General features: G+C 30.3%; 13 protein-coding genes and 2 riboswitches. Of the genes, 10 read left to right on the forward strand and 3 right to left on the reverse strand.

Features of this window, described 5'->3' with window-relative positions; genetic code table 11:
• Window positions 1-190: 190 nt before the first annotated feature.
• The 3 genes from WBG30_RS02560 to WBG30_RS02570 all read left to right on the forward strand — a co-directional run bounded on the left by WBG30_RS02560 (window position 191) and on the right by WBG30_RS02570 (window position 1,437).
• A complete protein-coding gene (locus tag WBG30_RS02560) occupies window positions 191-991 on the forward strand; it encodes a P-loop NTPase (RefSeq protein ID WP_424503078.1) in 801 nt (266 codons plus the stop codon).
• A gap of 94 nt (window positions 992-1,085) precedes the next feature.
• Window positions 1,086-1,310, forward strand: coding sequence for a DUF1858 domain-containing protein (locus WBG30_RS02565; protein WP_424503087.1), 225 nt, complete (start codon window positions 1,086-1,088; stop codon window positions 1,308-1,310).
• A gap of 19 nt (window positions 1,311-1,329) precedes the next feature.
• Entirely contained in the window at window positions 1,330-1,437 is a 108-nt protein-coding gene (locus tag WBG30_RS02570; RefSeq protein ID WP_424503088.1) for a hypothetical protein, read from the forward strand.
• Window positions 1,438-1,524: 87 nt separating this feature from the next.
• Here WBG30_RS02570 and WBG30_RS02575 read toward each other — a convergent pair whose 3' ends face one another.
• The 3 genes from WBG30_RS02575 to WBG30_RS02585 form a co-directional block, all read right to left on the reverse strand.
• Window positions 1,525-2,946, reverse strand: coding sequence for a monomeric [FeFe] hydrogenase (locus WBG30_RS02575; protein ID WP_424503079.1), 1,422 nt, complete (start codon window positions 2,944-2,946; stop codon window positions 1,525-1,527).
• Between the two features lie 93 nt (window positions 2,947-3,039).
• Window positions 3,040-3,486 carry a GNAT family N-acetyltransferase gene (locus WBG30_RS02580; protein WP_424503080.1) on the reverse strand — a complete coding sequence of 149 codons (447 nt, stop codon included), beginning with the start codon at window positions 3,484-3,486 and terminating at the stop codon, window positions 3,040-3,042.
• Window positions 3,487-3,588: 102 nt separating this feature from the next.
• Window positions 3,589-4,140, reverse strand: coding sequence for a molybdenum cofactor guanylyltransferase (locus tag WBG30_RS02585; RefSeq protein ID WP_424503081.1), 552 nt, complete (start codon window positions 4,138-4,140; stop codon window positions 3,589-3,591).
• 231 nt (window positions 4,141-4,371) lie between these two features.
• On the opposite strand from WBG30_RS02585, the gene msrB reads away from it, so the two are divergent.
• The 7 genes from msrB to WBG30_RS02620 all read left to right on the forward strand — a co-directional run bounded on the left by msrB (window position 4,372) and on the right by WBG30_RS02620 (window position 12,536).
• Window positions 4,372-5,340 (forward strand): peptide-methionine (R)-S-oxide reductase MsrB, encoded by a 969-nt coding sequence (msrB, locus tag WBG30_RS02590; protein WP_424503089.1) that lies wholly within the window; start codon window positions 4,372-4,374, stop codon window positions 5,338-5,340.
• Window positions 5,341-5,554: 214 nt separating this feature from the next.
• Complete coding sequence (gene selD / locus WBG30_RS02595) at window positions 5,555-6,529, forward strand: selenide, water dikinase SelD (protein ID WP_424503090.1); 975 nt, start codon at window positions 5,555-5,557, stop codon at window positions 6,527-6,529.
• Window positions 6,530-6,550: 21 nt separating this feature from the next.
• Window positions 6,551-7,954 (forward strand): L-seryl-tRNA(Sec) selenium transferase, encoded by a 1,404-nt coding sequence (gene selA / locus WBG30_RS02600; protein ID WP_424503082.1) that lies wholly within the window; start codon window positions 6,551-6,553, stop codon window positions 7,952-7,954.
• The gene (selB, locus tag WBG30_RS02605; RefSeq protein ID WP_424503083.1) at window positions 7,951-9,849 is read left to right on the forward strand and encodes a selenocysteine-specific translation elongation factor; all 1,899 of its coding nucleotides are present in this window, start codon (window positions 7,951-7,953) and stop codon (window positions 9,847-9,849) included. The genes selA and selB overlap by 4 nt, the downstream gene beginning before the upstream one ends.
• A gap of 186 nt (window positions 9,850-10,035) precedes the next feature.
• Complete coding sequence (yedF, locus tag WBG30_RS02610) at window positions 10,036-10,629, forward strand: sulfurtransferase-like selenium metabolism protein YedF (protein WP_424503084.1); 594 nt, start codon at window positions 10,036-10,038, stop codon at window positions 10,627-10,629.
• Window positions 10,630-10,740: 111 nt separating this feature from the next.
• Window positions 10,741-11,013, forward strand: coding sequence for a DUF3343 domain-containing protein (locus WBG30_RS02615; RefSeq protein WP_424503085.1), 273 nt, complete (start codon window positions 10,741-10,743; stop codon window positions 11,011-11,013).
• 13 nt (window positions 11,014-11,026) lie between these two features.
• Window positions 11,027-11,123: riboswitch (purine riboswitch) on the forward strand.
• Window positions 11,124-11,255: 132 nt separating this feature from the next.
• A complete protein-coding gene (locus tag WBG30_RS02620; protein WP_424503086.1) occupies window positions 11,256-12,536 on the forward strand; it encodes an NCS2 family permease in 1,281 nt (426 codons plus the stop codon).
• Window positions 12,528-12,625, forward strand: a riboswitch (purine riboswitch). Its footprint overlaps the gene before it by 9 nt.
• The last annotated feature ends 208 nt before the right edge of the window (window positions 12,626-12,833 follow it).

The following is a 12,833-nucleotide window of genomic DNA, read 5'->3' on the forward strand; positions in this document are numbered from 1 at the left end:
TTTAAACTACCATTAATATTAGCATATAATTAATCATTTTACAAACCAATCTCGTATTTCTATTCATTATTTATTGACAAATTTTTAAAAAAGGAGTATATTCGTCTTGTGCATATGCACATAAAAAAGGGTGTAATTTAAAGAAAATTAAGGAATAAAAGGAGATGTTTTAAAGATGAATCCACAAACAATGAAAAAAATCAAAGAAGAAGATGCTAGAATACAAAAAAATATTAAAGGAATAAAGCATAAAATCGTTGTAATGAGCGGAAAGGGAGGAGTAGGGAAATCAACTCTTTCTACAAATATAGCTTATGGCCTTGCAATGTCTGGGAAAAAAGTTGGTCTTTTGGATGCAGATTTACACGGACCAAATATTCCAATTATGTTAGGTGTTGAGGGAAAAAAATTATCTTCGGTAAGGGAACCATTAAAAATTAATGAAAATTTAAAAGTAGTTTCTTTAAGTTTTTATCTAAAAGATTCCGATGATCCGATTATTTGGAGAGGACCTGCAAAAACAGGAGCAATAAAACAACTTTTAGGAGATGTAAATTGGGGAGATATAGATTATCTTGTAGTAGATTTACCTCCTGGAACGGGAGATGAATCTCTTACTGTTGCTCAGACTTTAGGAAAAGTAGATGGAAGTGTTATAGTAACAACTCCTCAAGATGTCGCTATTTTGGATTCTAGAAAATCTATAAAGTTTTCTAAATTAGTAAATATGCCAGTTTTAGGAATAGTAGAGAATATGAGTGGATTTATATGTCCTCATTGTGATGAAAGAATAGATATTTTTAAAAGTGGTGGTGGAGAAAAGGTATCTAAAGATATGAATATAGATTTTTTAGGGAAGATACCACTAACTTCAGAGATGGTAGAGACTGGAGATGAAGGAAAACCATATATTTTTTCTAAAAAATCAGGAACTACATATGAATCACTAAATAATGTAATTACTAAAATTGTAAAAAAAATAGAGGGTTAATAAGTATAATAGTAATAAGAAAAGCTGATTTAAAAATCAGTTTTTCTTTGAAAAAAACTTAGAAGTTCAAAATATTAAGGAGAGAAATATTGTGATGGACAAAAATCAGTTTTTAAAAATGAATATTCAAGACCTTTTTAGAGAATATCCCTTTGTTACTAAAATTTTTGAAAAATTCGAATTAAAGTGCAACTCTTGTATGTTTTCTAAAAATGTAAGTTTAGAAGATGCCATACAAAGTTCAGGGTTGTCTTCGGATGGAATTATTGAGGAGATAATAGAATATTCGGAGGGAATATATACATGTATACACGGGTAATGGGAAAACTACAACAAGTATAGGGTTTATTATGAGAGCTCTAGGGCACGGTTTAAAAATTTATATGGGACAATTTACTCTTTTTAATTTTCAAAATAAAATCATTTATCATTTTTACTCTAATTAACTGTTTAACTTAAAATAAGAATATAATAAAAGGTGACTCAAGTAAAAAAATTACTTATAAGTCACCCATTTTTCTTCTTATTTAGATTTATCTCTTTAATTTTGTAAGCATTGCTTTGGCTACAAGAGGTTTTTGAATTACACTTGGGCCACATACACAGCCACCTTTACATCCCATACCTTCTAATAAGGTATTTGATTTAGCTAATCTAAATTGTTTAAAGGCTTCAGCCCCTTCTTTAATTCCGTTCATTTGAATTAATTGAAGTTCTTTTCCGCATTTATTTACAACAGCTTGTGCAACTCCTCCACTTTTAGCAAAATTCCAACCATCATAACTTCCTTCGATTTTATCACTCGCTAAAGTTTTAATATCAATTCCTCTAGCATCTGTCCATGATAAGACATCTGTAAAGGTTAATACGTTATCTACTATATCATATTTTGCAGCTTCTACTTTTTTCGCAGTACAAGGTCCTATAAATACTATTTTATATTCAGAATTTTCCTCTTTTAATTGTTTAGCCAAAGCCATCATAGGAGAGTCTACATGTGATATATATTTTGCCATATCAGGCTGATGAAGTTTTATATATTCATAAAAAGATGGGCAGCAAGAGGTAGTCATTTTTTCCTCTCTTACTTCCATTTCACGAGCCTCTTCATCGATTACAATATCTGCTCCTAATGCTACTTCTATTGATTTAGCAAACCCAAGCTCTAAAAATAATGACTTTATTTTTTCTAAAGTAATGCCTACACCAAATTGTGCAATTATAGAAGGTGCAAACATTGCAACAACTTTATTTCCATTTTTAATATGAGGTACAACATCGATTAGATGGGTAGGGGATTCTATAGCACCAAATGGGCAGGCAGCGTAACAGGCACCACATGAAACACACTTAGTTCTATCTATACTTGCTACTCCTTTTTTATCAGCTTTTATAGCTCCAACACCGCAGGCTTTCTCACAAGGTCTTGATAATTTAACTATTGCAGAATAATCGCAGGCTTTTTCACAAAGTCCACAACCAACACATTTTTCTGCATCTATTATAGCTCTTCCGTTAGAGAATGTAATTGCGTCTTTAGGGCATATTGCTTCACAAGAATGAGCTATACAATTTCTACAAAGATCTGTTGCGTAGTATTGACCACTTGGACATTGATCACATGCTTCTTCAATTACTTCAACGGCATGGTCTCTTCCTTCATACTCCATAGGAATTTTTTCACAATTGAATTTCTTTTTTAAAATATCTAACAACTCAAAAAGTTCCATGTCTCTAACTTTAGATATGTTTAAATTTAAATATACCTTTATTCTCTGTTTTAAAATTTCTCTTTCTCTATAAATTGAATCTCTATAGGTAGGTTGTTCACCACTTAATAGCATTTTAGGCAATTTAGTAAGTTCTTCTAATAATATCCCATTTTCATAAAGGTCTACAATGGCCTGTAGAGTAAGCTTTCTTAATTCCTTAACTGAACTTAATTTTATGTTCATATTTCCTCCTAAATTATTAAAAAATCACATTTAATATTATTATATACTTAATTAAGAAATGTGTAAAGTGAATTTTTTAATAATAAAAAAAGTTTATCTCTTATTATAAGTCATCTTCACATGGGGGATTCCGTCCTCTAAATAAACCTCAGAAACTACTTTGAAACCTAAACTTTTATAGAATTTTTTTAGGTAATCTTCTGCTCCTATGGTTATTTTTTCTTCATTCCAGTTATTGATTATATAATCCATTCCAGCACAAACAATTTTTCTAGCTAAACCCATTTTTCTTGACTCAGGGGTCACTAATACTCTACCTATAGAAGCATTATCATATGAAATCCCTGGCTTTATAACTCTCAGATAGGCAATGATTTTATCATTTTTCTTTATCATAATATGAATAGATTCTATATCTTTTCCATCTTCATCATTGTAGACACAATTTTGTTCTACTACAAAAACCTCCGATCTTACTCTTAATATTTCATATACTTCTATTGGTGTTAGTTCATCAAATTTTTTAATTTCTAAATTCATTTTTAATATCTCCTTTTATTTATCTTTCCATTTTTGTTTGATATTTATTCTCATCTTATTCAAAAATCCTTTCTCTTTTTTATTTATGGAAATAAAAAGAATTTAAAGAGTTAATGTGTCATATTCTTCTGGGGTATTTATATTTACAAATAACTTATCGTCATCTATCTCTACAAATTTAATATTAGCTTTTTTTAGAGGAATCATTATTTTGAGGTCATCGTCAGCTATAGCTTCTTTTATATATTTAAGAATACTTATATTATAAAGAGCACAGAGAGGTTGAGGACGTCCTTTGTATAAAGGAATTACAGCATCATAATCAGCTAAGTCATTATAGAAATTTAGGATTTTTTTTGGGTTTAAAAAGGGCATATCACAAGCTACAATAAAACAACTATCGTTGATAGATGAAAGAGCTGTATAGATACCACCTAAGGGTCCTTTGTCTTTTACAAGGTCTTCAAATATTTCAATTGGATATTCTTTATAGATCTTTTTTTCATTGGATATTATAGTTATTCTATCAAAATTACTAAACTCTTTTAAAACTCTTTGGAAGAAAAATTCATTTTCAAATTTTAAAAAAGATTTGGTGAATCCACCCATTCGAGAATTTTTTCCTCCTGCAAGGAGAGCAATATTTTTTTTCATAATTAAATACTCCTAAAATTATAGATTTTGTACTTCTAATAATATCATACTTGTAGTTTGAAAGAGAAATTCTTAATAAATTATTTTAAAGGGATTTTTCTTTTTTTTAGTATCTAATATATTAGACATTAAATAAATTATATTATTATTCTAAATTAATAAAACCTATTAAAGGAGAGGATAATTATGAAAAAATTAATAATGCTATTAATCATTCTAATGAGTCTTACTATGTATGGAGCCCAGTATGAAAAAGCTCTCTTTGCAGGGGGGTGTTTTTGGTGTATGGAGGAGCCCTTTGAAAAGATAAATGGAGTTAAGTCTGTAGTATCAGGATACGCAGGAGGAACTACCACCAACCCAACCTATAATAACTATGGTTCTGGAGGGCACATAGAAGTTGTAGAAGTTATGTTTAATCCATATGAAATAACTTATCAAGAACTTTTGAAAATCTATTGGAAACAGGTAGATCCAACAGATTCAGGGGGACAATTTGTAGACAGGGGACATGGGTATACTACAGCAATATTTTATTTTGACGAGGATCAAAGAAAAAATGCAGAGTTATCTAAAAAAAATTTAGGAGAAAGAGGGGTATATAAAAATAAAATAGTTACTCCTATCTTGCCTGCTGTTACTTTTTATGAAGCTGAGGAGTATCACCAAGATTATTATAAGAAAAATTCATTGAAATATAAATATTATAGGAATAGATCTGGAAGGGATAAATTTTTAGATGAAATTTGGGGAAAAGGTAGAAAAGATTGGGGGTGGTATGAATTGAAGAAAAAATTAACAGATTTAGAGTTTAAGGTAACACAGGAAGAATTTACAGAACCGCCATTTAACAATAAATATTGGGACAATAAAAAAGATGGAATCTATGTAGATCTTATCTCTGGAGAAGTGCTTTTTAGTTCTATAGACAAATATAAATCTGGAACAGGATGGCCTAGTTTTACCAAACCATTAGTTCCAGAAAATATTATAAAAAAAGATGATACCAAACTTTTTCAAAAGAGAATAGAAATTAGAAGTAAGGATGGAGATGCTCATTTGGGACATCTATTTAACGATGGTCCCGAGCCTACAGGTCTTAGGTACTGTATGAACTCAGCATCTCTTAAATTTATCCCTGTAGAAGATTTAGAAAAAGAAGGGTATGGGGAATTTAAAAAATTATTTAAAGATAGATAGATTTAAACTTTATAAAAATTATTTGTATATTATCAAAGTAATTAAAAAATTACTTTGGTAATATGTGGATAATTTTTTTTAATTTTAATTTAGTTTAACTTTCACTCTTACATTGAATAAACATGGGAAAAATGGTAAAATGGTAAAAAATATGGGAGGTAATAAGATGAACAAATTTGAAAAATTTTGCAGTGGTGGTGGCTGAACTTCTAAAATAGGACCGGGTGTTCTATCAAAAGTATTAGCTCATATTCCAAAAGCATATGACGAGAATCTACTTATTGGATTCGATAGTGCTGACGATGCTGCAGTATATAAGGTAAGTAAGGATATGGCCTTAATTCAAACGCTAGACTTTTTTACTCCCATAGTTGCAGATCCATATACATACGGAAAGATAGCAGCAGCTAACTCTCTTAGTGATGTATATGCAATGGGTGGAGATGTTCTTACAGCATTGAACATAGTGTGTTTCCCAGAGAAATTAGATCCTAATATATTAGGTGATATTTTACGTGGTGGAGCTGAAAAAGTAATGGAATCAGGTGGGATTTTAAGTGGAGGACATTCTGTTAATGATGAAAATCCAAAATATGGATTATCTGTAACAGGAGTAGTACATCCTGATAAGGTAATAGCTAACAATGGATGCAAAATAGGAGATAAATTAATTTTAACAAAACCCCTTGGAATCGGAATTGTTACTACAGCTCATAATGTAGGAGAAGCCAATGAGCGTTCTTATAAAGAAGCAATAAAACTTATGGAAACATTAAATAAATATTCAGCTGAAAAGATGAAAAACTATCAAGTAAATGGTTGTACAGATGTAACTGGATTTGGATTTTTAGGACATCTATCTGAGATGCTTAATGATGAAATCAGTATAGTAATAGATAGTAAAAAGGTACCTTATATTGAGGAAGCTTATGAATATGCAGAAGAATTCTTGATTACATCTGCAGGACAAAAAAATAGAAAACATCTAGGAGATAAAGTTGTTTTAGAGGGGATTTCATTCCCTATGGAAGAGATACTATTTGATCCGCAAACTTCTGGAGGATTACTAATAAGTGTAACAAATGAAGATGCCGATAAACTTTTAGCTGACTTAGAGGAACTAGATATAAAGTCTAGTCTTGTAGGAGAAGTCATGAAAAAAAGTACATTTAGAATGAAAGTTATCTAATCAATAAAATGGGGGTTAAAAGTGAAAAAATTGTTATCAAATCTACCAAAAGTAGATGAATTTTTAATAAGTGAAAAATTAGAATCATATAAAGATTCTGTTCCATACAATATTCTAATTAAATCTATTAGAGAAGGAATTTCTTTCTATAGAGATGAAATCTTAAGTAAAAAATTCGAAGACATGGAAATAGGGAAAGAAGAACTAAAATTAAAAATCACCAATAAGATAATAAAATTAATCGAATCAAAGAATCAATTGAACCTTAAAAGAGTAATAAATGCTACAGGAACTATAATTCATACTAATCTAGGAAGATCTAAATTAATGGAAAATAGTGTGAAAAACATAGTCAACATAGCTAGTAACTATAATAATTTAGAATATGATATCCCTACTGGGAAAAGGGGAAGTAGATATTCTCATATTGAAAAATTAATTTGTGATATAACAGGAGCAGAAGGTGCTTTAGTAGTAAATAATAATGCCGCAGCAGTATTATTAGTTTTGGATACACTAACAAAGAATAGTGAAGTAATTGTATCTAGAGGAGAATTAGTAGAAATAGGTGGGTCCTTTAGAATCCCTGCTATAATGGAATACAGTGGTTCTAAGCTAATAGAGGTAGGAACTACTAATAGAACTCACAAGAAGGACTATTTAGAGGCTATAACGCCTGAAACTAAAGCACTCCTAAAAGTACATACTTCTAACTATAAGATTATGGGATTTACTAAGGAAGTTAAAAATGAAGAATTATCTAAGTTGGCTAGAGATAAAAAATTAATTTCTATTGAAGACTTAGGTAGTGGTGTATTAATAGATTTCGCTAAATATGGATATAAGAAAGAACCAACAGTTCAAGAAAGTTTAAGATCTGGTATAGATGTAGTCACATTTAGTGGAGATAAACTTTTAGGAGGTCCTCAGGCTGGAATCATAGTTGGGAAAAGACAATATATTGAAAAAATGAAAAGAAATAACCTTTTACGTACTTTAAGAGTTAGTAAATTAACTATAGCTGCTTTGGAAGTTACTTTGAGAGAATATTTAGATGAAGCAGAAGCTATAAAAAATATTCCTACTCTAAAAATGATATTAGAGGGAAAAGACGAGGTTGAGAAAAGAGCTCATATTTTATATGGCAAATTAAAACCTTTAGAAACTTTAGAAGTGGATTTAGTGGAGACTAGTGCAATGATTGGAGGAGGATCTATGCCTACAGAACTTATGGATAGTTTTGGAGTAGCATTATCTTATAAAGGTCATAGTATTGTTAAATTAGAGAGAACTCTTCGAAATAATTTACTATCTATAGTTGGGAGAATTCAAGGCGGAAAATTAGTTTTTGATTGTAAAACTTTAAATGAAAATGACATGAATGACATATATGAAATTTTAAGTAAAGGAATTGATAAAATATGAGTATAGTAATAGGAACGGCAGGACATATAGATCATGGTAAAACTACGTTAATAAAAAACCTTACAGGGGTAGATACAGATAGATTACCTGAGGAAAAAAAGAGGGGGATCTCCATAGATTTAGGATTTAGTTACCTAAATTTAGAAGAGGAAAAAGTTGGGATAATAGATGTACCCGGACATGAGAAATTTGTAAAAAATATGATGGCAGGAGCAACAGGAATAGATATAGTTATGTTAGTAGTAGCTGCCGATGATGGGATCATGCCTCAGACTCGTGAGCATTTTGACATAGTTCGACTTTTAGGAATTCATCACGGAGTTATAGTTATAACTAAGTGTGACAAAGCAAGTAAAGAAAGGGTGCTAGAAGTAAGACATGAAATAGAAGAAGAATTAGGAGGAAGTTTCTTAAATGGGGCTCCTATGATTGAAACTTCGATAGATAATCCAGGTTCTTATCAAGATGTAAAAAATTCATTGAATGAATTAGTAAAGGCTATCAAAAATGAGGAACAAGAAAAAATAGTTTTTAGAATGTCAGTGGACAGATCATTTAGTGTAAAGGGTTTTGGGACAGTTATTACAGGAACATCTCAGGGGAAAGACCTAAACGTCGGAGACTCATTGCAGATATATCCAGGTGATAGGGTAGCTAAGATCAGAGGGATACAAAACCATGGTATAAGTGTAGATACTCTTAGTGCAGGTAATAGATGCGCTATAAACCTTGCAGGAATAGATAAGGAAGATATAAAGAGGGGAAGTGTAGTAGCTACTCCTAATGCTCTTTCTGTTACTAGACTTATGGATGTAGAGATAAACTATCTATCTTCTAATAAAAAAGTTTTAAAGAATAATCAAAGGGTTAGATTTCATCATGGGACTAAAGAGATCATCTGTAGAATCAAATTATTGGATCAACAGGAATTAAAAGCTGGAGACAGTGGATATGCTCAATTAATCTTAGAAAAGGAATTAGTAGGGTTTACTGGAGATCTAGGAATACTTCGTAATTATTCCCCTATGTTTACAATTGGAGGAATAACCATCCTAAATCCATTAGCTACAAAAGCTAAAAGATTTGATGAAAAATTAATTGAAACATTAAAGGGTGGAAAAAACGATAACAGTATTAAATTATCTAGTGTAATTGAAGAATTAAGTTCTAAATATCCAACTTTTGAAGATATAAAGTTAAACTTTGGAAGTGGTGAAGATATTACCGAATCTTTAGAAAAATTGGTTAAAAACAAAGAAGTTTTAGAGTTAACAGCTTTAAATGAAATCATATATATGCACAAAAATTATTTAGAAGGTAAAAAAGAAGAACTTCTAGCTATCTTAGAGGAGTTTCATAGTAAAAATCCACTCCTTATAGGAGAAAATACTTCTACCCTTAGAAATAAGGTTTTTTCGAAAAAATTTAAAAATAAAAATTATTTAGAAATTTTATCAAAATTAGAGGATGATAAAGTTATTAAAGTAAATTCTAGTTTAGTTTCACTTTTCGATTTTGAGATAAAATTAAGTGGGAGTCAAGAAAAAATTAAAGAAATGATCTTAAAAACATATAGAAACAATTCCTATAAGCCTCCTAAATATGAGGAACTGTCAAAATTAGCTGGTGATCCAAAAGAGTTAAAGAGAGTTTTTGATATGATGGTATTGTTAGGAAAATTAAAATTCATAGAAAAGGACGTATTCCTTTTAGATTCAGATTATACTAATCTAGTGATGGTAATAAAAGAGCTAGGAGAAGGCGGTAATGAGATAGCTCTTCCTGATGTTAAAGTTAAGATAGAAACTAGTAGAAAATATTTAGTTGCTTATTTAGAACATTTAGACAAAGTAGGAGTAACTAAGAGGATAGATAATACAAGGGTATTAGTATAGACCTTCTTCCTTCGAGGTTTCTCCCTTAAAAAAGAGAAACCAAAGTAGAGATTGAAAGATTAAAATATAGGTCTTTCTCCCGATTGATAAATACAAAAATTTCTTTTTAGTAAATATAAATTTTACGATGTAAAGAGAGAGAATATCCAAGGAACGAGAAAGGGTAATAATAAGGAGTGATTAATTTTGATAAAAATAGATGCTATGGGATTGGCTTGTCCATTACCTGTAATTCAAACAAAAAAAGCTTTAAAAAATATAGAGGAAAATGGTCATGTAGAAACAATGGTAGACAATGTGTCTTCTATGGAAAATTTACTGAAAATGGCTAGAGAGATGGGATTAGAATCTAGCAGTGAAAAAATAGAGGAACACAAGTATAGAGTAGTAATTACTAAGGGTGAAGGTGGAACTGTTATTGTTTCAAATGATGCCGCATCAAATAAAAAGATGGTTATAGCGATCTCTTCAGATAAGATGGGAGAAGGAATCGATGAATTAGGAGACGTATTAATGAAGGGATTTATCTATACATTGACTGAGATGGATACCATGCCAACTACGGTTTTATTTTATAATGGAGGCGCTAAATTGACAGTAGAAGGCGCTCCTACACTAGAGGATATTAAAACATTAGAAGGAATGGGAATAGAAATACTAACTTGTGGAACATGTCTTAACTACTATAATTTAGGAGATAAATTAGCAGTAGGAGAGGTAACTAACATGTATACTATTATGGAAAGACTGCAAGGTGCAGATAAATTAGTAAGACCGTAGAAGAAAAATTAAAATCTCTCTCCCTATCGACATTTAGAAATTACTTTTATTTACAAGTTATTTCTAATATTCGTCGCCATGGGAGAGTGCCGACAGGCGAGAGAGGGTAGTATGAAAAAAATAGAAGAATTTAACCTTATCTCCTTTGAGTCTACTCATATGGCTATAAAGAGTGAAAAGTTATTAAAAGAAGAAAGTTTAGATATAAGAATAATTCCTGTTCCTAGGGAGATAACGTCTAGTTGTGGTTTATCACTACGTATAAATCCTACAGATTACAAGAGATCTAGAGAGATTTTAGATGGAAATAAGATAGAATTTTCAGGATGTTATTTAATAAAAAAGATAGGATTGAAAAAAGAAATTCTTGACATTGCTAATTAAATTATTGTAATATTAGTTATTAAATATTTAAACCCATATATTCTCATAATTGGTTGAGAGTTTCTACGAGTCACCGCAAATGACTTACTATGGGGTTAATTAATTGTAATTTCCCCATGATTTTTTTAAAACTTTCAAAAGTTTTTTTAATAGGTATGATTGAATTATAAGTAATGAACCCCTTGTGTAGAACATGGGGTTTTTATAATTTTAACAATTATATTATTAAAATAGGAGAAAAAATGGATTTTTTTAAATTGAAAAAACACAAAACAAATGTAAAACAGGAAATAATAGCTGGGACAACTACATTTTTAACAATGGCTTATATTATATTTCTTAATCCAGGGATATTAGGCGAAACTGGGATGGATAAAGGAGCACTAATTACCGTTACTTGCTTAGCAGCATTTACAGGAACTATGATAACTGCTCTTTGGGTTAATGCTCCATTAGCTATGGCACCAGGAATAGGGCTTGCGGTTTTCTTTGCATATACTTTAGTCCTTGGAATGGGAGTAACTTGGAATGTAGCTCTAGGGGTAGTATTTGTATCAGGGATGGTATTCTTATTACTTACAATGACTGGATTTAGAGAAAAAATAATAGAGGCTATTCCTCACCACCTTAAACTTGCAGTAGGTGCAGGTATAGGATTATTTATTGCATTTATAGGGTTAAGAAACTTAGGATTAATTATAGATAATCCAGCAACTTTAGTAGGATTAGGACCTTTAACTCCAACTGTAATTTTAGGTTTAACAGGATTTATAATCATGGGAGCCCTAGAAATAAAAAAAGTAAAGGGTAGTATTTTAATAGGAATAGTTACAATAACTATAGTAGGAATAATTTTGGGATATGTAGAATTACCAAATGGAATAATGTCTACTCCTCCAAGTATAGCTCCTATAGCTTTTAAATTAGATATATTAGGAGCCTTGAAAATATCTATGATTGGACCGATATTTTCATTTATGTTTGTAGACTTATTTGATTCAGTAGGAACTATTGTAGCTTGTACAAGTGAAGCTGAGATGATAGATGAAAGAGGAAAAATTGAAAATGTAAGTAAAATATTAGAGGCCGATGCAGCAGCTACTGTAATAGGGTCATTACTAGGAACTAGTACTACTACTACATTTATAGAATCAGCTTCTGGAATAGCAGAAGGTGGAAGAACAGGTCTTACATCTGCTACAACAGCAATATTATTTTTCTTAGCTATGTTTTTTACTCCTGTAATAGGAATAGTTCCTGCATTTGCTACAGCACCAGCACTTATTATTGTTGGGGTATATATGTTTAAAAACCTTATAGATATTGATTTACATAAAATAGAAATTGCTATCCCAGCATTTTTAACAATAATTCTAATGCCTTTGACATATAGTATTAGTACTGGAATTACATTTGGATTTATTTCATATGCAATTATAGAAGTTTTATCAGGAAATGTAAAAAAAGTAAAACCTACTATGTGGATAATTGTTGCACTATCTGTAGTAGAATTAATATTTTAAAAATATTAAACCCATATAATTTCATAATTTGGTTGGAAGTTTCTACAAGTCACCGTAAATGACTTATTATGGGGGTAATTGATTGCAATCACTTTCATAAATTTTTTAGAAATATTTTGTGATAAAATGTAACTAATAAACCCCTTGTATATTTATATTACATGGGGTTTAATTTTTTTTATAAAAAAAATTACAAGGGAGAAAAAAATGGATTTTTTTAAATTAGAAAAACACGGAACAAATATAAAACAAGAGGTAATCGCTGGAGTAACTACATTTTTAACAATGGCTTATATT

The sequence above is a fragment of the Psychrilyobacter sp. genome (genome assembly GCF_049671765.1).
Classification (GTDB): Bacteria; Fusobacteriota; Fusobacteriia; order Fusobacteriales; family Fusobacteriaceae; genus Psychrilyobacter.